Source organism: Pseudomonas sp. OV226, from assembly GCF_003148705.1.
Classification (GTDB): Bacteria; Pseudomonadota; Gammaproteobacteria; order Pseudomonadales; family Pseudomonadaceae; genus Aquipseudomonas.
In genome coordinates, this window is sequence record NZ_QGGS01000017.1 from 85,157 (window position 1) to 103,439 (window position 18,283).

Annotated in this window: 21 protein-coding genes; 9 read left to right on the forward strand and 12 right to left on the reverse strand. The window is 59.6% G+C overall.

Features of this window, described 5'->3' with window-relative positions:
• The 4 genes from C7534_RS22900 to C7534_RS22915 all read right to left on the reverse strand — a co-directional run bounded on the left by C7534_RS22900 (position 1) and on the right by C7534_RS22915 (position 2,868).
• On the reverse strand, positions 1 to 504 hold the full coding sequence (locus C7534_RS22900) for a universal stress protein (protein WP_109787131.1): 504 nt from the start codon (positions 502 to 504) through the stop codon (positions 1 to 3).
• 94 nt (positions 505 to 598) lie between these two features.
• On the reverse strand, positions 599 to 1,504 hold the full coding sequence (locus tag C7534_RS22905) for a 5'-nucleotidase (RefSeq protein ID WP_109787132.1): 906 nt from the start codon (positions 1,502 to 1,504) through the stop codon (positions 599 to 601).
• A gap of 24 nt (positions 1,505 to 1,528) precedes the next feature.
• On the reverse strand, positions 1,529 to 2,485 hold the full coding sequence (locus C7534_RS22910) for a putative 2-dehydropantoate 2-reductase (RefSeq protein ID WP_109787133.1): 957 nt from the start codon (positions 2,483 to 2,485) through the stop codon (positions 1,529 to 1,531).
• Positions 2,482 to 2,868 carry a thioredoxin family protein gene (locus C7534_RS22915; RefSeq protein ID WP_046031800.1) on the reverse strand — a complete coding sequence of 129 codons (387 nt, stop codon included), beginning with the start codon at positions 2,866 to 2,868 and terminating at the stop codon, positions 2,482 to 2,484. The genes C7534_RS22910 and C7534_RS22915 overlap by 4 nt, the downstream gene beginning before the upstream one ends.
• Here C7534_RS22915 and C7534_RS22920 point away from each other — a divergent pair.
• Together C7534_RS22920 and C7534_RS22925 are read left to right on the forward strand one after the other, a co-directional pair.
• A complete protein-coding gene (locus C7534_RS22920) occupies positions 2,867 to 3,310 on the forward strand; it encodes a PilZ domain-containing protein (RefSeq protein ID WP_046031799.1) in 444 nt (147 codons plus the stop codon). The two genes, C7534_RS22915 and C7534_RS22920, sit on opposite strands and share 2 nt — an antisense overlap.
• A 118-nt stretch (positions 3,311 to 3,428) precedes the next feature.
• The gene (locus C7534_RS22925) at positions 3,429 to 4,505 is read left to right on the forward strand and encodes a 3-deoxy-7-phosphoheptulonate synthase (protein WP_046031798.1); all 1,077 of its coding nucleotides are present in this window, start codon (positions 3,429 to 3,431) and stop codon (positions 4,503 to 4,505) included.
• A 65-nt stretch (positions 4,506 to 4,570) separates the two neighbouring features.
• Here the strand turns inward: C7534_RS22925 and C7534_RS22930 are convergent, their stop codons facing one another.
• Positions 4,571 to 4,852 (reverse strand): GNAT family N-acetyltransferase, encoded by a 282-nt coding sequence (locus C7534_RS22930; protein WP_046031797.1) that lies wholly within the window; start codon positions 4,850 to 4,852, stop codon positions 4,571 to 4,573.
• A gap of 640 nt (positions 4,853 to 5,492) precedes the next feature.
• On the opposite strand from C7534_RS22930, the gene oprI reads away from it, so the two are divergent.
• Positions 5,493 to 5,744, forward strand: a complete 252-nt coding sequence (gene oprI / locus C7534_RS22940; RefSeq protein ID WP_003199355.1) for an outer membrane lipoprotei OprI — start codon at positions 5,493 to 5,495, stop codon at positions 5,742 to 5,744.
• A gap of 124 nt (positions 5,745 to 5,868) precedes the next feature.
• Here the strand turns inward: oprI and C7534_RS22945 are convergent, their stop codons facing one another.
• The 3 genes from C7534_RS22945 to C7534_RS22955 form a co-directional block, all read right to left on the reverse strand.
• Complete coding sequence (locus C7534_RS22945) at positions 5,869 to 6,840, reverse strand: L,D-transpeptidase family protein (RefSeq protein WP_046031795.1); 972 nt, start codon at positions 6,838 to 6,840, stop codon at positions 5,869 to 5,871.
• Positions 6,841 to 6,939: 99 nt separating this feature from the next.
• Positions 6,940 to 7,233, reverse strand: a complete 294-nt coding sequence (locus C7534_RS22950) for a hypothetical protein (RefSeq protein ID WP_003226812.1) — start codon at positions 7,231 to 7,233, stop codon at positions 6,940 to 6,942.
• 56 nt (positions 7,234 to 7,289) lie between these two features.
• Complete coding sequence (locus C7534_RS22955) at positions 7,290 to 7,895, reverse strand: arylesterase (protein ID WP_046031794.1); 606 nt, start codon at positions 7,893 to 7,895, stop codon at positions 7,290 to 7,292.
• Between the two features lie 10 nt (positions 7,896 to 7,905).
• Between C7534_RS22955 and C7534_RS22960 the strand changes: the two genes are divergently transcribed.
• From C7534_RS22960 to greB, 3 genes are read left to right on the forward strand one after another with little or no spacing between them, the layout of a single operon-like run.
• On the forward strand, positions 7,906 to 8,589 hold the full coding sequence (locus tag C7534_RS22960) for an ABC transporter ATP-binding protein (protein ID WP_046031793.1): 684 nt from the start codon (positions 7,906 to 7,908) through the stop codon (positions 8,587 to 8,589).
• Positions 8,589 to 11,093, forward strand: a complete 2,505-nt coding sequence (locus tag C7534_RS22965) for an ABC transporter permease (RefSeq protein ID WP_109787134.1) — start codon at positions 8,589 to 8,591, stop codon at positions 11,091 to 11,093. Before C7534_RS22960 ends, C7534_RS22965 begins: the two co-directional genes overlap by 1 nt.
• 34 nt (positions 11,094 to 11,127) lie before the next feature.
• Positions 11,128 to 11,625 carry a transcription elongation factor GreB gene (greB, locus tag C7534_RS22970; protein ID WP_033057207.1) on the forward strand — a complete coding sequence of 166 codons (498 nt, stop codon included), beginning with the start codon at positions 11,128 to 11,130 and terminating at the stop codon, positions 11,623 to 11,625.
• A 3-nt stretch (positions 11,626 to 11,628) separates the two neighbouring features.
• On the opposite strand, the gene C7534_RS22975 is transcribed toward greB, so the two are convergent.
• From C7534_RS22975 to C7534_RS22985, 3 genes are all read right to left on the reverse strand, one after another.
• Positions 11,629 to 11,937 (reverse strand): hypothetical protein, encoded by a 309-nt coding sequence (locus C7534_RS22975; RefSeq protein ID WP_046031791.1) that lies wholly within the window; start codon positions 11,935 to 11,937, stop codon positions 11,629 to 11,631.
• 248 nt (positions 11,938 to 12,185) lie between these two features.
• The gene (locus tag C7534_RS22980; RefSeq protein ID WP_109787135.1) at positions 12,186 to 12,620 is read right to left on the reverse strand and encodes a DoxX family protein; all 435 of its coding nucleotides are present in this window, start codon (positions 12,618 to 12,620) and stop codon (positions 12,186 to 12,188) included.
• 103 nt (positions 12,621 to 12,723) lie between these two features.
• On the reverse strand, positions 12,724 to 14,145 hold the full coding sequence (locus C7534_RS22985; protein WP_046031789.1) for a transglycosylase SLT domain-containing protein: 1,422 nt from the start codon (positions 14,143 to 14,145) through the stop codon (positions 12,724 to 12,726).
• A 234-nt stretch (positions 14,146 to 14,379) separates the two neighbouring features.
• Here C7534_RS22985 and C7534_RS22990 point away from each other — a divergent pair, with 234 nt between their 5' ends.
• The 3 genes from C7534_RS22990 (at position 14,380) to C7534_RS23000 (ending at position 17,397) form a co-directional block, all read left to right on the forward strand.
• Positions 14,380 to 15,189: a TatD family hydrolase gene (locus tag C7534_RS22990; RefSeq protein ID WP_046031788.1), complete on the forward strand. Its 810-nt coding sequence runs from the start codon at positions 14,380 to 14,382 to the stop codon at positions 15,187 to 15,189.
• Between the two features lie 118 nt (positions 15,190 to 15,307).
• Complete coding sequence (locus C7534_RS22995) at positions 15,308 to 16,789, forward strand: methyl-accepting chemotaxis protein (RefSeq protein ID WP_109787136.1); 1,482 nt, start codon at positions 15,308 to 15,310, stop codon at positions 16,787 to 16,789.
• A 242-nt stretch (positions 16,790 to 17,031) separates the two neighbouring features.
• Positions 17,032 to 17,397 (forward strand): Mpo1-like protein, encoded by a 366-nt coding sequence (locus C7534_RS23000; RefSeq protein ID WP_046031786.1) that lies wholly within the window; start codon positions 17,032 to 17,034, stop codon positions 17,395 to 17,397.
• Here C7534_RS23000 and C7534_RS23005 read toward each other — a convergent pair whose 3' ends face one another.
• Positions 17,398 to 18,195, reverse strand: a complete 798-nt coding sequence (locus C7534_RS23005; protein WP_077431592.1) for an acyl-CoA thioesterase — start codon at positions 18,193 to 18,195, stop codon at positions 17,398 to 17,400.
• Positions 18,196 to 18,283: the final 88 nt, after the last annotated feature.

Below are 18,283 nucleotides of genomic sequence, written 5' to 3' on the forward strand. Positions count from 1 at the left end.
CTAGCGATCACCTTGGCGGCGACGCTCCACCAGCGGCACCAGATAAACCGGCACTCTCGCCAGCTGCAACACGCGTGCGGCGGTCCTGCCCAAAGGCGTTTCCGCGCCGGCACCATGGCTGTGACTACCTACGATCAGTAAATCCACCGAGAGTTTCTGCGCCTGGTCGAGAATCACTTGCGACGGATCCCCCTGTAGCACCCGCACGGCTTGAATCCGCGCCAGGTCCTGCTCCCCTTCGTCCCCCAACTCTTCGCGAAAACTGTCGAGCACCCGCTGCTCGATACTGGCAATCACCGTGCTCAGTCCCTGGCTGTGAAATTCGTTCAACGCCTGCTCATCGAGGTAACTCTGAAGCACCGACTCGGCAAACAGGCCCATAGGTTCAACCGCATGCACCACATACAAATCGGCATTGAATGTCCGCGCCAGCGCCAAGGCGTGCTGCATTACAAACGGTGCGTACAGGCCGAGGTCAGTGGCATACAGCATCGACCGAATCATATGACCTCCTCGCGAGCCAACATGGTGGAGATTGATTCAGCTTAGCAGTGCCTTGGCGAGTGCGATGCTCTGCGTAACGCGTTGAACGATGGGCTTAAATCTTTTGCTCGTTGCTTATGCCATGCGGGACATGACCGGTGGCGACGACTTCGCGGGCCAATTCGCAGTGACCGGCCTGATCGTCGAAAAACACGTCGGCGGCAAAGGCTTCGAGAAAGGCCGATTTGGTCAGGCCACCCAGAAACAGCGACTCGTCCAGCCGGATGTCCCATTCGCGCAACGTGCGAATGACTCGCTCATGGGCCGGCGCCGAACGCGCGGTGACCAACGCCGTGCGAATCGGGCAGTCGTCGTCGGGAAACTCGCGCTGCAACAGATTGAGAGCTGCCAGGAAGCCTTTGAACGGCCCTCCGCGCAACGGCTCACGGGCGGCTTCGCGCTCGCTGGCCTGAAACGCTTCCAGGCCACCAGACTGGTAGACACGCTCCGACTCGTCGGAAAACAGCACCGCATCACCGTCGAAGGCAATCCGCAATTCATCGCTGGCCGCGCGGCTGGCACCGCCCGACAAAATGGTTGCTGCCGCGAAACCGGCGTCCAGCGCACTGCGCACGTCTTCGGCATGCGTCGACAGAAACAGGTCGCAGCCAAAGGCTTTGAGATACGGATAAGGACTGCGCCCGCCGACAAACGCCGCACGAGAAATCGCCAGCCCATAATGGTGAATCGAGTTAAACACCCGCAAACCGGTGTCGGCGCTGTTGCGCGACACCAGGATCACCTCGACCCGTGAGCGGCCGAGATGGGTATTGAGGTTCAGGAGTTTTTGCACCAGAGGGAAGGCATCACCGGGCTCGAGGATTTCGTCTTCGTGTTCAATCTGATATTGCCGGTAAGCCTCGACGCCACTCGACAGGTAAACCTTGTGGCTCTCGCTCAGGTCGAACAGTGCTCGCGAAGAAATCGCCAGCACCAGTTTGTCGTCTATGCCCTTTACCATGCCCTTCCCCCCGGATTGATCGACTCAGGTGTTACGTCGATCGATAAAACTCAAACTGCGATACAACGCCTCGATAAGCGGTAACTCGCACCCCGCCGCTTTGGCCGCCGCCAGGGGCCGTGCGTAAATCGCGGCCAGCTCCAGCGGTCGTTTGTGCAGAAAATCGTGGTACATGCTCGGCCAGTAATCCGGCATTTTCTCGGTCACCATGAACAGATGGTCGGCGTAACCGGCCGGCACGTCGTGTCCACAGGCGGTTGCCCCCAGAACCACTTCGGCCATCAAGGCCTTGATCAGTTCCCGGCTGTCGGCATCGGCCATCAAAGGCGTGGTGCTGGCTCCCAGCAACACCGACAGGCCGTTGTAAGGGATATTCCAGACCAGTTTTTGCCAGCGCGCCTGGTGCAGGTTAGCCATGGCCTGGGAATCGATGCCGGCCGTACGGAACAGGCCAACACCCTCCTCGACAATTGCGGTGCGCGTTAACTCATCGGCCGCGAGGCCGCTGTGGTAACCGACATGCACCGCGCCAAGGGCTTGATGGGTAATGACACCCGGGCCCTCGCGATGTACGCAGATATAACAGAGCCCACCGAGCACATGCAGCGAATCGGGAAGCCTCTCACGCAGACTGTCTTCAACGTCCAGGCCATTTTGCAACACCAACACCTTGGCGTTGGGTGCTGCGGCTTGAAGGATCGCCGGTGCCAGGTCCGCGTTGCTGGTGGTTTTTGCGCCCACCAGCAACCAGTCGCAGGGCGGCATGTCTTCGGCCGACGAATAGGCCTGCACCGGGTTCAATGTCAGCGCGCCATGAACCGCGCTGTCGAGTTGCAGCCCACGCTCGGCCACCACTGAAAACTCACTGCGCAGCAAGAAGTGCACATCGAAACCGGCACGCGCCAGCATCATCCCGTAGAACCCGCCGATTGCACCGGTTCCGATTACACCGATTGTCGGCTTGGTGACTGCCCCCATCATGGCAACTCCTCTGCTGTTTTCATCAGCGCCCGCCCGACCGCTTCATTGAGTTCGGTACCGGTCAGGCGCGATTTTAGTGCCCCGAAAAACTCGCCGTCGCGCACGACAAACAGCGCTGGCAAATGAAAAACCTGATAACGCTCGACCACCCCGCCATTGTTCCCGGCATCGATCCAGCACAGTCGATCAACGTTTAGATCGAGCCCTGGCAGTTGCTCACGGGCAAATCGGCAACTGGCGCAACCGACGCTGGTGAAAATCACCAGGGATACGCCGCTCATCGCCAGCAGCCGTTGGTCGGCATCGAAATCGGTCAGTTCCAATTCGACCACTATACTGGGGGAAACAATGTCAGATGGCCGACACAGGGAGTCCGTGTTCATGGGACGTTTTATTCCTCATCCTGACGATGTGCCCGTCGAATTAACGTTACTGACGCATGAGTGCATCTCGCGACAGCGCTTGCACACTATCAGCCTCGGGGGCATGGCTTGCAATTATCACCGGGCCTGGCGCCACGGCACGGCGCTGGAAGTGCGCATGCCCACCTTGAACCCCGACATGCGTTATCTGGGCTATGTAGCCTGGTGCCTGCGACGCAAACGCGGCTATCTGGTGGGCATTGCCTTCGTCGATGAACAGATGCTGTTCAGCGCCCGGATGGGCGAGCAGGTGTGCCAGATCGAACGCTATTGCCGCCTGCATGACGCGCATGACGACTTGCAGGGTATTCAGGCGCTGGCCCTCGAATGGGTCCAGCAGCATGCCGACGAGTTCTCTCACGACACCGTACGCAAGGCATTTGCGCAGCCAATGCTGGATTAAACCCATTGTCGAGCAGGCGGATAACGCGCTAAGGTTCGGCTCCCCGACGCGCTTAATTTGCTGTGCTCCGCCGCGCGGGTTCGCTGGCGGCCGGCACCCGTGACCTGACGAGTAAACGATGGCTGATTTACCGATCAACGACCTAAACGTCGCCTCCAACGAGACTCTGATCACTCCTGATCAGCTCAAGCGCGATATCCCCCTGAGCGACGCTGCCCTGCGCACCGTCACCAAGGGCCGCGAAGTCATTCGCAACATTCTGGATGGCACCGACCACCGCCTGTTCGTCGTCATCGGGCCTTGCTCGATCCACGACATCAAGGCCGCCCACGAATACGCCGAGCGCCTGAAAGTGCTCGCCGCCGAAGTGTCCGATACCCTGTATCTGGTCATGCGCGTGTATTTCGAGAAGCCACGCACCACCGTCGGCTGGAAAGGCTTGATCAACGACCCCTACCTGGACGACTCGTTCAAGATCCAGGACGGCTTGCACATCGGTCGCCAGTTGTTGCTGGACCTGGCCGAAAAAGGCCTGCCGACCGCCACCGAAGCCCTCGACCCGATCTCCCCGCAATACTTGCAGGACCTGATCAGCTGGTCGGCCATCGGCGCACGCACCACCGAATCCCAGACCCACCGCGAAATGGCTTCCGGCCTGTCTTCGGCGGTCGGCTTCAAGAACGGCACCGACGGCGGCCTGACAGTGGCGATCAACGCCCTGCAATCGGTATCCAGCCCGCACCGCTTCCTGGGTATCAACCAGGAGGGTGGCGTGTCGATCGTCACCACCAAGGGCAACGCTTACGGCCATGTGGTCTTGCGCGGCGGCAACGGCAAGCCGAACTATGACTCGGTCAGCGTCGCGCTCTGCGAGCAAGCGCTGAACAAGGCGAAGATCAAGCCAAACATCATGGTTGATTGCAGCCACGCCAACTCCAACAAGGACCCGGCCCTGCAACCACTGGTGATGGAGAACGTCGCCAACCAGATTCTGGAAGGCAACAAGTCGATCATCGGCTTGATGGTCGAGAGTCACCTGAACTGGGGCTGCCAGGCCATCCCGAAAGACCTCGCCGACCTGCAATACGGCGTATCGATCACCGACGCCTGCATCGACTGGTCCGCCACCGAAAACACCTTGCGCAGCATGCATGCCAAGCTCAAGGACGTGCTGCCAAAACGTGACCGCAACTGATCAACGTTTAGCGCACACAAAAACGCCAGGCTTAAACCTGGCGTTTTTTTATGCGTTCGTTTTGATCACAGCTTGGCAGCGTGCCGTTGGTGACGCTCCATGTAGCGCTCAACGTAGGAGCACGATGGAATGACGGTGTAACCCATTTCGTCTGCGTACTCCAACGCCTTCTCGGTCAAGGCTGCTGCAATGCCGCGTCCCCGCAATGCGTTGGGCACGAATGTGCGATAGATATCCAGGGTCTGTTTCCCCAGATCCATATAGGTCAGGTAGGCACGATGACCGTCCACACTGGTCTCGAACTGATGACCAGCCTGGTCATGGTGGATGGACAACGCCTCGCTCATCACTACTCCTCGCGGGTCTTGAATTCTGACCCCTACCTTACCGATGTTTTTCCGGCGAAGGAACATCTACGCCACCCCGTGCCAATGGACACCGAGAAGAACTGCACCGATCTCGCGCAACCGAGCACGTATCAAATAGTAGGCACCATTGGCAAAAATGCTCAAGGTACGCTCGTCATCATGCTCAACTGGCGGGTGCTGCTTCAGGGAACGCAGGGACGGCTCGACCGGCGGTCTTTGCGGGTCGAAAGCCTGAACATTGCCGGATGTTGAGACTTAAGACGAACCCGCGATTTTAAAGTCACCTCTACATGGATAAAGATTATGAGGGCCGCTGCGCAAAATTCGAACGAAAGTATGGACGAGTTCATCTAGCCAGACTTTAGCCAAGACTGAAAAAAAACGCCGTGAGTGCCGGGAACTTTTCCTCACCGCTTCGCTCAGGCTCGGGCCTCGTAGCTGGATATTTTTTAAACAATGCAGTTAAAAGTTGCTCGAAAAAGAATCAACGCCTACAATTTTTTTTGCTTCTTGCGTTACGTCAGTTTACTTACGAGTAGTAATGAGTAGTATGTACGCCGGCTATTTCCTCACTCTGAGGAGACAGCTACTTAATTGAAAGTCCTTGAAGGGGAACACGATGAACAACGTTCTGAAATTCTCTGCTCTGGCTCTGGCCGCAGTTCTGGCTACCGGTTGCAGCAGCGCATCGAAAGAAACAGAAGCACGTCTGACCGCTACTGAAGACGCAGCAGCTCGCTCCCAAGCTCGTGCAGACGAAGCTTACCGTAAAGCTGATGAAGCTCTGGCTGCTGCTCAAAAAGCACAACAGACTGCTGACGAAGCTAACGAGCGTGCTCTGCGCATGCTGGACAAAGCTAGCCGCAAGTAATAATCCCTCGGGATTGTTATCAAGCCGACCCATTTTATGGGTCGGCTTTTTTGTTGCCGGGTGTTTTCTTCCGGCAATAAAAAACCCGCCGACGCAACCTGCGTCGGCGGGTTTCTTTCAAGCCTTACTGCAATGGATCGAGCGGTGCACTCGACATCATTGGCGCAGCCCCGTTCGGCACAGCGATTTCCACCGGCAGGCCATCTTCAGCGGCGACCACGTCGCGCACCACATCCCAATTCATACGTAGGTTGTTAGTGATGTCTTCACGCTTGAGCATCGCGTTGATAACCGCAGTGTGCTTGTCGACCACCGAAGGGTTGCCCTTGTCATCCAGTGGCGTGTGCGCTTCCAGATAAACCTTGCCGGCACTCACACCGAACTTGTACGGGTCGTTGATGATCCGCACCGACGTACCGACCGGCACCATGCCAGCCATTTCCAGCACGTTGTTGTTGAACATGCGGAAGCAGCCATGACTGGTACGCATGCCGATGCCAAACTTCTTGTTAGAGCCGTGGATCAGGTAGCCCGGTGTACCCAGAGTGAACTTGAACGGCCCCAGAGGGTTGTCTGGGCCTGCCGGCACCACATTAGGCAGCGGATCTCCGTCGGCGGCGTGCTCGGCCTTGATCGACGCTGGAGGCGTCCAGGTCGGGTTCGGCGTCTTCGCGGTGATGCTGGTGTGGGCAATCGGCGAACCCCAGCCCTCACGACCGATACCCAACGGGAACGTGTACACCACGTTCTTGCCTTTCGGGTAGTAGTAGAGGCGGTACTCGGCCAGGTTGATCACGATGCCTTCACGCGGTCCCGGTGGCAGGATGAAACGTGTTGGCAGAATGATTTCGGTGCCGGCGCCCGGCAACCATGCATCAACTCCAGGGTTGGCCGCGACCATTTCCGTGTAGCCCAGGTCGTAGGCGGTACCAAGGTCGGCGAAGGTATCTTCGTATTTGGCCTTGATCACTTGCACCTGACCGATGATGTCTTCACCGGGCGGTGGCAGGGGAAACTCCAATGCTGCAACTGGACCGGCCGCAAACAACGCAGCAAGAGTCAGGCAGCGGGTAACGGCAGGAAAACGCGGCAACATCCGGAAAGTCCTTCGCAGGTCGACTAGGGTAAAAGCGCGATTGTACACCGCCGCCCGTAAATTCGGGGAGTTGGTCGATAGCAAGCTATCCTTGACGCCTTAGAGCTCGAATCGCAGCTCTGGCCAGATGGGCGAAGTGCCGCGCTTTTGCGATTCCAGAATGGCTCGGCACAGCGAGCACAGTCGCTGGTCCTGAAACACACGACGGTCGACGCTCGACCAGCGTGGCTGTGCCGGCAACAGGCTGCCGCACAAGGTTCGGTCCGCCGAGCCGCCCAGTTCCAGCTGACGCGTCACCAGATGCACCCGCACTTCCTGGCAGGCGAACAGATCCAGCTGTTCGTCAGGCTCGATCAGTTGGTAGGCAAAAAGTGACCAGGCGGGACGCGGCATCGGGGGCTCCAAATCGGGGGCGCCACCTTAGCCGAAAGCCTGCTTCTAGAAAAGTCTCATAACAGCGGTTTTAGCGTAGGCCAGACATTTTCCAGCAACTTGTCCTGAGCCCCGGCCGCCGGGTGTATGCCGTCGGCCTGCATCAGGTCTGGATGACCGCCCACACCGTCGAGAAAAAACGGCACCAGCGGGATTTTCTTCTCATTGGCCAGGTTGCTGTAGACCTTGGCAAAGGCCTCGGTGTAACGAACGCCGTAATTGGGTGGCAATTGCATGCCCAACAGCAACACCTTGGCACCGCTGTCCTGAGAGCTGTCGATCATCGCCGCAAGGTTTTGTTGCAATTGCGTCGGAAGCAATCCACGCAGACCGTCATTGCCGCCCAACTCAAGGATGACCAACTCAGGCTTATGCTCTGCAAGCAGCGCGGGCAGGCGTGCCTGGCCTCCGGCACTGGTGTCGCCGCTGATGGACGCATTGATCACTTTGTCGTCGAAACCTTCGCGCTTGAGCCGTTGTTCAAGCAGTGAGACCCACCCCAACCGGGTATCCAGCCCGAAACCGGCGCTGATACTATCGCCAACGATCAGGACAGTACCCGCCGCTGCGTTCTGGGCCATGCACATCAAGGCCAGGCCAGCACTCAAAAACCACACACGCATCGGATTCTCCATGGGCGCAAGCATTCTCACCGCGAAGAACCTCAGCAAAGTGGTCCCCAGCGCGGAAGGTGAACTGACTATCCTGCACGAACTCAGCCTGGAACTGAACAAGGGCGACAGCCTGGCCATCGTCGGCGCCTCCGGTTCCGGCAAATCCACCCTCCTCGGCCTGCTGGCCGGCCTCGACCTGCCCAGCAGCGGCGAAGTCACGCTGGCCGGGCAAGGGCTGAGCGCACTCGACGAGGATCAACGTGCTCGCATCCGGGCCGAGCATGTCGGTTTTGTTTTCCAGTCCTTTCAGTTGCTCGACAGCCTCAACGCGTTGGAAAACGTCATGTTGCCGCTGGAACTCGATGGCCGCAAAGACGCCCGCGAGCGGGCCACCGAATTGCTGCAACGGGTCGGTCTGGGCCAGCGCCTGACGCACTCGCCGCGCCAGCTCTCGGGAGGTGAACAGCAACGTGTGGCGATTGCCCGGGCGTTTGCCGCCGAACCCGACGTGCTGTTTGCCGATGAACCCACCGGCAACCTCGACAGCCACACCGGCGAGCGCATCAGCGATCTGCTGTTCGAACTCAATCAGGAACGCGGCACGACGCTGGTGCTCGTGACGCACGACGAACGCCTGGCACATCGCTGCCGGCGTCTGATCCGCCTTGAAGCCGGCCTGCTGGTCGCCCCTCTGGAGCCTTGATGGCACGCCTGCCGCTGTTGCGCCTGTTCAGTCTTGCCATCCGCCAACTGCTGCGCGACGCCCGCGCCGGTGAATTGCGGGTGTTGTTCTTCGCCTTGCTGGTGGCCGTAGCGGCGAGCACCGCCATCGGTTACTTCGGCGCCCGCCTGAACGGCGCCATGATGTTGCGCGCCACCGAGTTTCTCGGTGCCGACCTGCTGCTCGAAGGCAGCTCACCGGCGCGTCCCGAACAGATCAACAGTGGCCTGGAATTGGGGCTCGAACACGCTCAAGTGGTGGAGTTCTCCAGCGTCATCGCCACCGACAATGGCATTCAACTGTCCAGCATCAAGGCGGCCGACGCGGTCTACCCACTGCGCGGCGAACTGAAAAGCGCCCCGACACCCTTCGCCCCGGAAGAACCCGGTGGCGGACCGAAACCCGGTGAAGCCTGGGTCGAAGCGCGCTTGCTGACAGCACTGGACCTGAAGATCGGCGACAGCATCGACGTCGGCCTGAAAACCCTGAAGCTGGCACGCGTGCTGACCTACGAACCCGACCGGGCGGGCAACTTCTACAGCCTGACACCACGCGTGCTGATCAACCTCGACGACCTAACCGCCACCGGTGTGGTGCAACCGGGTAGCCGGGTCAGCTACCGTGAACTCTGGCGCGGCAAAGCCGAGGCGCTGGAAACCTATCGTCAATTGATCAAGCCAGGACTGGCCGCCAACCAGCGACTGCAGGATGCCCGCGACGGCAACCGACAAATTGGCGGCGCATTGGGCAAGGCCGAGCGCTACCTCAACATGGCGAGCCTGGTGGCCGTTCTTTTGTCCGGCGTGGCAGTCGCGCTGTCGGCAACACGCTTCGCTACCCGCCGATTCGATGCCAGTGCCTTGCTGCGCTGCCTGGGCCTGTCGCGCCGGGAAACCATGGTGCTGTTCAGTTTGCAGTTGACGGTACTGGGACTGCTCGCCAGCCTCAGTGGCGCTCTCCTGGGCTGGCTGGCACAGCTTGGGCTGTTTGCACTGCTGCATGACTTGTTACCGACCGATGTGCCACCGGGAGGTCTGCTGCCGGCCATCGCCGGGATCGGTACAGGGCTGGTGGCGCTGGCCGGTTTCGCCTTGCCGCCGCTCGCCGCACTCGGTCGCGTGCCACCGCTGCGGGTGCTGCGTCGGGACATGCTGCCGATCCCCTCCAGCACCTGGATGGTTTATGGCGCTGCGTTGGGTGCCCTAGGCCTGATCATGTGGCGCCTGAGCCTCGACCTGGTGCTGACCTTCGCTCTGCTCGGCGGTGGCGTGATCGCCGCGCTGGTGCTCGGCGGCTTGCTCCTGCTGCTGCTGAAAAGCCTACGGCGGCTGCTGGCCCGTGCTTCGCTACCCTGGCGCCTAGGGCTCGGCCAACTGCTGCGTCATCCATTGGCGGCCGCGGGACAAGCCTTGGCTTTCGGCCTGATTCTACTGTCCATGGCGCTGATCGCGTTGCTGCGGGGCGAACTGCTGGATACCTGGCAAAATCAACTGCCAAAAAATGCGCCGAACTATTTTGCGCTGAACATTCTGCCGGCGGACAAACAGGCCTTTACTGATCGCCTGATCGAACTGTCGGCGCAGTCCGCGCCGCTCTATCCCGTGGTGCCAGGGAGACTGATCAGCATCAATGACGTGCCCGTGCAAGACATCGTCAGCAAGGATTCGGCGGGTGATCGAGCGATTCAGCGCGACCTGAGCCTGACCTGGGCGGCCGACTTGCCGGCAGGTAACAAACTGACGGCGGGCAACTGGTGGAGCGAACAGGCACCCGAAGCAGTACCTGGCGTTTCTGTTGAAGGCAAAGTCGCCGAAAGCCTAAAACTCAAGCTCGGCGATCATATGGTGTTTACCGTGGGCGGGGTCAACCGTGAAGCGAAAGTCACCAGCCTGCGAGACATCAACTGGGACAACTTCCAGCCAAATTTTTTCATGATCTTCCAGCCCGGCACTCTGAAGGATTTGCCAGCGACCTACCTGACCAGTTTCTATCTGGCGGCCGGGCATGACCAGCAGATTGTCGACCTGTCGCGCAGCTTCCCGGCGGTCACCATTCTGCAAGTCGAAGCCTTGCTGCAGCAGCTACGCAGCATCCTCGCCCAAGTCACGCTGGCGGTGGAATATGTGTTGCTGTTTGTACTGGCGGCGGGGATGGCGGTGTTGTTTTCCGGCTTGCAGGCAACACTCGATGAACGCATTCGCCAAGGCGCCCTGTTACGAGCACTGGGGGCCGAACGGCAATTGCTGGTGAAAGCCCGACGGATCGAGTTCGGATTACTCGGCGCAGTCAGCGGGCTATTGGCAGCACTGGGGTCGGAACTGGTGAGCCTGGTGCTCTACCGCTATGCCTTCGACCTGCCGTGGCATCCGCATCCGTGGTTGTTGGTGCTGCCATTGATCGGCGCAGTGCTGATTGGCGGCGCCGGTGTGTTCGGTACGCGTCGAGCCTTGAACGCCAGCCCACTGACAGTGTTGCGCGAGGGTTGATAGACTCAAGGCTTCTCCATCACAAGAAGTTGTCATGAGCCGCTATCGCCCTCCCCGCACCGCTGGCACCGCGCTGATCACCCCCGAAGGGGAGGCGCGGATGCGGGCCGAGTTTCACGAACTTTGGCATGTACGGCGACCGCAAGTAACGCAGTCTGTGAGCGAGGCCGCAGCTCAGGGTGATCGCTCCGAGAACGCGGAATACACCTACGGCAAAAAAATGCTGCGCGAAATAGACAGCCGTGTGCGCTTCCTCACCAAACGGCTGGAAGCGCTCAAAGTGGTTAGCGAGAAACCCAGCGACCCGAACAAAGTCTATTTTGGCGCCTGGGTCACCATCGAAGACGAGGACGGCAAAGAGTCGCGCTACCGCATCGTCGGCCCGGACGAGCTAGACCTGAAACTGGGGCTGATCAGCATCGACTCACCGCTCGCTCGCGCGCTGATCGGCAAGGCGCTGGACGCCGAAGTTCGCGTCCAGACACCTACCGGTGAGCAATGCGTGTATATCGTGGCGATTGAGTACCTTTGAACCTTAGCGTCGGGTAATCAAACCTTGCCGGGCAACGCGGGTCAGTTGCCTGATCACTTCAGGGGCGTCTTCAAGACTCGGCGATTGAATCACTGCCAGATCAAAGCTGTCGTTGGCAAATCGAGCCAGCGATTCACCGTCTTCGACAAACTGGATCAGAAATGCCGCAGGGCCGCCGGTACGGCGTGGCCAGCCATCGAGATAACGCAGAAGTGTCGGCTGATGTTGACCGCCAAGCAGGATTTTTGGATTGCGCTGGGTGAGATGTGCCGTGATCGGCGCGGGACGTACAACGGGGCTAAGTGCGTTCATCGAATCGTGTCTCTGCCTCAAAAGTCTGCATGGCAGGTGAGAGGCAACACCGAACCAGCGCTTTAGCGGTATTTCGAAGCCTGTTTCAAGCTTCTGTCGGCAACTGAATGAGTCACCTGGCGCCCCGCAAGTAGCTGTTTAAATCGGCGCATGAGCAGCATCCTAGAGAAGCCGACACAGCAGTGTCAAGAATCACGCGCAACAAAAAAGGCCCGCGCAGTGCGGGCCTTTTAGTTGAGCCAGAGCGGTCAGTCGGTGATGGCACCGTCCAGCGACAGCTTGCCGGCACCTTCGATCAATACCGCGATACTGCCACCGAGCAGGGCCAGGGCGAATTCATAGCCGTTGTTGGCCATGAACAAGCCGTTGTGGATATGCACGGAGAAAATCGCAACCAGCGAGAGGATGGTCAGCCCCAGCGCCGCAGGACGTGTCAGCAGACCGATAATCAGGGCCAGACCGCCAAAGAACTCCGTCCCCCCGGCCAGAATCGCCATCAGATGACCCGGTGCAAGGCCCACGCTTTCCATGTATTGCGCGGTGCCGGCGATGCCGTAGCCACCAAACATGCCGAAGAGTTTCTGTGCGCCATGAGCCGCAAAAATGATCCCGACAACGATCCGTATGGCGGTCAGGCCGAAACCGGCGCGGGTAAACAGTACCTTGTTGATCAGTGAGCTCATGCTGTGTCATCCATTGTCAGTGTGTGTTCGTTGGGCGCCATATTAATCGATAAAACGAATGCTAAAAGCGCAATAATTGCACCATAACAATCAGCTTAGTCGATCATTTACGAGAAACAACTTTTTGCCCCTGCGGCTCCAGCGATTCCCTCTCACGATCGAATGCCAAGTAGTACTTGTTGACGCTATTAACGTAGCTGACGGGTCCCATTCCCACCTGCTCCATGGCAATGCGCTCGACCTGGAAAAACCATTGATTAGGGTTAAGTCCACGCCGCCGGGCTTCGGCGCGCATTCCCTGAACCCGCTCCGGGCCAATGTTGTAGGCCGCCAGTACAAACGCCATGCGCTCACGTTCGTTGAGTTTGGGGCTGGCGAAGAACTTGCGACGGATCATGGCCAGGTACTTGGCACCGGCCTGGACATTGGCGTCGAGCTCCTGAATGTTGTTGACCCCGACCCGCTGGGCGGCGGACGGGGTGATTTGCATCAGGCCGGTGGGACCGCCACTGCCGCGGGCATTGGGCTGCAAGGCTGACTCCTTGAACGCCAGCGCCGCCAGGTTCAACCAGTCCATGCCTTGGGCATCGGCGTGTTTCTGCAGCACCGGCCGCAGTTTTTCCAGGCGTTGGCGATCGGCCTTGGCCAGTGGATAGTGCACTTGGTACAGACGCCGATAGATCCGCAGAAACGCCACGTCCTGGTCTGAAGGCTTCTTGTACGTCGTCAAAAACCGATCGATGCTTGCCCGCAACATTGCCGCATCGCGGCGCACAAACCAGAACTCTTCGCCCGGGTCGCTGATCAGCACCTGTTTGTCGAAGCGCAATTTGGGCAGGATCTTGCCCCAGCGCTCGGCAATCGGTTGCTCGACGATGGTCAGGTGAAAGATCCCGCCTTGAACCATCTCCAGCACATCTTCGACGGCAAGACTGGGATCGACCCACTCGATCGTTATCGGTGCCAGCTTGTGCAGTGCGAGTTTGGAATTGATCTGGCTCACCGCATCCCCGGCCGCACTGCCCGTGGGCAACGCCAGGGTTTTGCCGGAGAGTTGTTCGACCTTGGTGTAGCGACGCTCGCCTTTAATCCCCACCAGCACCAACGGGATGTTGCTGGCGATCGGCTCACTGCTGCTGACTGCGTGGCCCGGCTGTAAATCAAGCAACTCCCCCGGTGCGACCAGATCCCCCTCTCCACGCTGCAGGGCACCGAGCAATTGATCCTTGGCTTTGGGGATGATCTTGAGGGTGACTTCCTGACCGTCACGGGCATGGCCGTTGAGGTATTGCTCGAAGGCGCGCAAGCGGTGGTATTCGACACCGATGGCCTGGCCCTGGACTTCGCCGGAGCTGTTGCGGCTCTGGTTGACCAGCACCCGCAATATGCGGCTGCTGCGTATTTCTGCCAGGTCGCGCACCTGCGCCGCCGGCACGGCTTGCAGCGGCCCGGCCAGACGCGCAACCGCCGGCATCGGCAGCAGCAACGAACAGCACAGCAATAGCAATATCGAGGGACGTATCATCCACTCTCCGGAAAGAATACTGGGCCGACTCCTCAAGTTTCATGGAATCGAACGACAGAAACAGAGCGCCATGAGCGCTGGCAAAGTGCGAAAGACTGGCACAGTGATGGCACCTTGACCACCCTGACCTGTCTCGCGGCATCAAGAGACAGCTTCAACTCGTTGTAGTTCTTGGCTTTTCTTATAAATCTACAGCTCTGATATGCTTTCCGGCCTTTGGTCCGAGGTAGCACCATGCAACTCATCGATATCGGCGTCAACCTGACCAACCCCAGTTTTGCCGACAAACACCAGGCCGTACTCGACCGCGCGTATGCCGCGGGGGTCTGCCAATTGGTACTGACCGGCACCAATGTCGAGGGCAGTGAACAAGCCCTGGAGCTGTGCCAACAACTGGACGAAACAGCTCAACGGCTGTTCGCCACTGCTGGCATTCACCCCCATGCGGCGACTGACTGGAATGCTGACAGCGCGCAGCGTCTGCGCAGTTTGCTCAAGGAGCCGAACGTGGTGGCCGTGGGTGAATGCGGGCTGGATTTCAATCGTGATTTCTCGCCCCGCCCACAGCAGGAAAAAGTCCTGGAAGAACACCTGGCGATGGCAGTCGAGTTGCAGTTGCCGGTGTTCCTGCATGAGCGCGACGCCAGTCAGCGACTGCTGGAAATCCTGCGTGATTACCGTGACCAATTGCCGGCCGCCGTGGTGCATTGCTTCACCGGCGAAAAGAAAGCCTTGTTCAGCTACCTCGATCTGGATTTGCACATCGGTATCACCGGCTGGATCTGCGATGAACGCCGCGGCACGCACCTGCATCCGTTGGTGAAGGAGATCAAGCGCGGACGCTTGATGCTGGAGAGCGATGCTCCGTATCTGCTGCCACGCAGCCTGCGGCCCAAGCCAAAAAATGGACGTAATGAACCGGCGTATTTGACTGAAGTTTTACGGGAAGTGGCGTTGCATCGCGGGGAAAGCGAAGAAGATCTCGCCGCCCACAGCACCGCCTGTGCACGAGCATTCTTCGGTCTGCCCACCATCGCCCAGTAACCACCACTCCTACAGGGGACGGTGAGGGTTGTTGATCCATATCAAATGCAGAACCCCTCGATAGCGACACAATGCTGGCACCTTGCCAATGCTGTTTCCGCTATCAGAGAAGACCTCCATGGGTGCCTGGCTTAGCAACATCTCGCTGAAATACAAATTTTGGGCGGTCAACGCGGTTGCCTTCTTCACGACCCTGTTGCTGGTGCTGTACGCCGTGCAGCTCGAACAACAGGCGCGCAGTCATGCCGCTCAGGCGAGCGCTCAGGCGCAAGTGCGATTGCTCAGCGCCTGGCCATCCGGGCAACCGCTGCCCAAGGCCGACAACCTGTTGACCTTCGGGCACGGGCAGGCGCCGCTGCTGAACGGTCAGCCGCTGCTGGAACTGACGGATAGCCATGGCTGGGTCGAGATCAACTCAATGCCGCTGTTCGGTGATAACCCGTTGATGGGCGCCGAAGTGTTCGCTCGTCCCGATGGCCAGCAGGTGGCGCTGCTCGCTTTTGGCCCGAGCCTGAACCAGGTATTCAGCGAGCGATTCACCCACTACGCAGTCGCCGTTTTTATCCTGATGCTGGCAATGCTGGGTGCATCGCAACTGCTCATCCGCTTCCTGCTGAGTCAGCTCAACACTCTGAAAGATGTGATGCTTCACGTCGAGAAAACCGGCGACCTGTCAGCCCGTGTGCCACTGGCTAGCAAGGACGAAGTCGGGCAGATGGCGCATGCCTTCAACGCGATGCAGGCCGGTTACCAACGGGTGGTAACCACCGTCGCCAGCACGGCTCGGCAATTGGATATCGGCGCCGCACGCCTGGCCTCAAGCATGAACGACGTGCGCCACGGCATGCTCGGCCAGCAAAGCGAAACCGATCAGGCCGCCACGGCGATCAACGAAATGACCGCGACGGTCCACCACATCGCCCAACATGCCGGCGCGACCCGCGACCTCTCGCAAACCGCCGACACCCTGGCCGGCAGCGGGCAGGAAGTGGTCATCAGGGTACAGAAGTCGATTGCCGGGCTGTCCAGCGGCGTGCAGCAGACGGCCGAGATGATTCAACGTCTGGCCGAGGACAGCCAGAAAATCAACGGTGTGGTCAGCGTGATTCACAGCATCGCCGAGCAAACAAACCTGCTGGCCCTGAATGCGGCCATCGAGGCGGCACGGGCCGGTGAAATGGGCCGGGGCTTTGCCGTCGTCGCCGATGAGGTGCGCAACCTGGCCAAAAGCGTCCAGACCTCCACCGACGAGATCACCTTGATGGTGTCCGCCTTGCAGGCCGGGACCCGGGACGCGGTGGACTTCATGCAGGAAAGCTCCTTCAAGGCCGACGACTGCGTGCAGCAGGCTCAAGAGGCCGGCGCCGCGCTGGCGGAGATCACCGGCGCCGTGGCGCAGATGCGTGAAAGCAACACGCAGATTGCGGTGGCAGCCGAACAGCAGAGCCATGTGGCGGAAGAGATGAACCGGGCGGTGGTGAGTATTCGGGATGTGACGGAGAACACCGTGCAGCAGACCATAACCTCAGCCACCACCAGTCATGAACTCGCGGCGTTGGCCGGGGAATTGAGTAAGGCGATCGGACAGCTCAAATTGTAAGGGCCCCATCGCGGGCACGCCCGCTCCCACATGTGATTTCAGTGACCACTCGTTAGGTGACAACACACATACACTGTGGGAGCGGGCTTGGTCCGGGCGGCGATCCGACGATAGCGTCAGCCGGGGCACATCAAACCTGGCCATGCCCACCTATTAACCCTATAGCCAACCTCGATTCGCCGACCGTCCTCCCCCCGCCTATTCTTCAATCATATGGTCAACACGGATTGAGGAGTTCCAACATGGGCAAACGTCACCCCAACCTACCCGCCTGGCAATGGCGAGCGTACCCCAACAATCATCAGCACCCGACCAACCTGGTGCTGCACCTGATTGCCGTGCCGCTGTTCATTGTGGCGTTTCTATTGATTGTTTCCGGTGTGTTCAACCTGAGCCTGGCAAACATCGCCATCGGTGTGGTCGGCCTGTTCGCGGCCCTGGCCCTGCAACGTCACGGTCACCGTCTGGAGGCGCAAGCCTCCGAGCCGTTCAGTGATCGCAAAGACGCGGTCTCACGCTTGCTGGTCGAGCAGTTCCTGACGTTCCCACGGTTTTTTCTGAGCGGCGGCTGGTGGCGCGCCTGGCGTGAGCGCCACCGTCGGCACTGATCAGGCGAAAATCGTGACCGTCTGCCGGCTCATGGCGATCAACTGACCGTCCGCGCTCCAGAGTTTTGCAGCCGCATGGCCGTAGCCGTCTGCGCCGTGCTCGGTTTCCACCCGGTATTTACACCAGTCCAGTGTGCTCAATGGCAGCAATGGCTGGACGAATTCGATGGTCCAGGTCAGCGTGCTGCCCATTGCCGGCTTTTTCAAATGAGGCAACAAGGACGGCGGCCAGGCATCCACCAGCGCGAGAATATGTGACTCAGTGACAGCCTCCTCCTTCACGTCCCCACGCAAACGCACCCAGCCGCCCATTTCGCGAGAGTCGTTGCCGGTGAACGGCATGCCACCTACCGCCCAGCGCATCGCCAGATGCTGCATGAACTCTGGAATCACGCCGGGAATGAAGGGCAACTCCTGGCATTCGTCCCAGTGCTTCATGTCGGGTGCCGGTTTTGCCGCGATCGCCACTTCGGAAGGCCGCGAGGCACCAAAGCTGCCCTGAATCAACGTCACCACTTGCCCCTTCTGCATCGCCCGGCCGAGCACCTGGCTGACAGCCTTACCTTCGCGCAATACATCGACTTCAAAGCTGACAGGCACTTCAGGCTCAACGGGGCCGACAAAGGTGATCGCCAGCGAACGCACCGGCCGGTCTGCCGGGACTTTTGCGCGCATGGCTTCGTATTGCAACGCCGCCACCAGGCCACCGAAACTGGCACGCCCCTGCGCCCATCCGGCTGGAATAGACAGCTCCAGCGGTTGCCGGCGGACGGCGTCGAGCAGATCGCAAAAGCGCATGAAAACCTCAGAGACGGAAAAAAGTAGAGAGGGATCTTAACCAGCCAGCGACGTGGATACAGCACTTATTCCGGCCAAAAGCACTGAC

Coding starts and splice junctions, on each gene's coding strand:
- C7534_RS23005 (WP_077431592.1), bottom strand. CDS start 18,195: ATGCGCTTTTGCGATCTGCTCGACGCCGTCCGCCGGCAACCGCTGGAG.
- C7534_RS22920 (WP_046031799.1), top strand. CDS start 2,867: ATGGGACGTTTTATTCCTCATCCTGACGATGTGCCCGTCGAATTAACG.
- C7534_RS22960 (WP_046031793.1), top strand. CDS start 7,906: ATGGGCGCAAGCATTCTCACCGCGAAGAACCTCAGCAAAGTGGTCCCC.
- C7534_RS22945 (WP_046031795.1), bottom strand. CDS start 6,840: ATGTTGCCGCGTTTTCCTGCCGTTACCCGCTGCCTGACTCTTGCTGCG.
- C7534_RS23000 (WP_046031786.1), top strand. CDS start 17,032: ATGGGCAAACGTCACCCCAACCTACCCGCCTGGCAATGGCGAGCGTAC.
- C7534_RS22985 (WP_046031789.1), bottom strand. CDS start 14,145: ATGATACGTCCCTCGATATTGCTATTGCTGTGCTGTTCGTTGCTGCTG.
- oprI (WP_003199355.1), top strand. CDS start 5,493: ATGAACAACGTTCTGAAATTCTCTGCTCTGGCTCTGGCCGCAGTTCTG.
- C7534_RS22925 (WP_046031798.1), top strand. CDS start 3,429: ATGGCTGATTTACCGATCAACGACCTAAACGTCGCCTCCAACGAGACT.
- C7534_RS22975 (WP_046031791.1), bottom strand. CDS start 11,937: ATGAACGCACTTAGCCCCGTTGTACGTCCCGCGCCGATCACGGCACAT.
- C7534_RS22915 (WP_046031800.1), bottom strand. CDS start 2,868: ATGAACACGGACTCCCTGTGTCGGCCATCTGACATTGTTTCCCCCAGT.
- C7534_RS22965 (WP_109787134.1), top strand. CDS start 8,589: ATGGCACGCCTGCCGCTGTTGCGCCTGTTCAGTCTTGCCATCCGCCAA.
- C7534_RS22900 (WP_109787131.1), bottom strand. CDS start 504: ATGATTCGGTCGATGCTGTATGCCACTGACCTCGGCCTGTACGCACCG.
- C7534_RS22980 (WP_109787135.1), bottom strand. CDS start 12,620: ATGAGCTCACTGATCAACAAGGTACTGTTTACCCGCGCCGGTTTCGGC.
- C7534_RS22950 (WP_003226812.1), bottom strand. CDS start 7,233: ATGCCGCGTCCCGCCTGGTCACTTTTTGCCTACCAACTGATCGAGCCT.
- C7534_RS22995 (WP_109787136.1), top strand. CDS start 15,308: ATGGGTGCCTGGCTTAGCAACATCTCGCTGAAATACAAATTTTGGGCG.
- C7534_RS22990 (WP_046031788.1), top strand. CDS start 14,380: ATGCAACTCATCGATATCGGCGTCAACCTGACCAACCCCAGTTTTGCC.
- greB (WP_033057207.1), top strand. CDS start 11,128: ATGAGCCGCTATCGCCCTCCCCGCACCGCTGGCACCGCGCTGATCACC.
- C7534_RS22955 (WP_046031794.1), bottom strand. CDS start 7,895: ATGCGTGTGTGGTTTTTGAGTGCTGGCCTGGCCTTGATGTGCATGGCC.
- C7534_RS22930 (WP_046031797.1), bottom strand. CDS start 4,852: ATGAGCGAGGCGTTGTCCATCCACCATGACCAGGCTGGTCATCAGTTC.
- C7534_RS22910 (WP_109787133.1), bottom strand. CDS start 2,485: ATGATGGGGGCAGTCACCAAGCCGACAATCGGTGTAATCGGAACCGGT.
- C7534_RS22905 (WP_109787132.1), bottom strand. CDS start 1,504: ATGGTAAAGGGCATAGACGACAAACTGGTGCTGGCGATTTCTTCGCGA.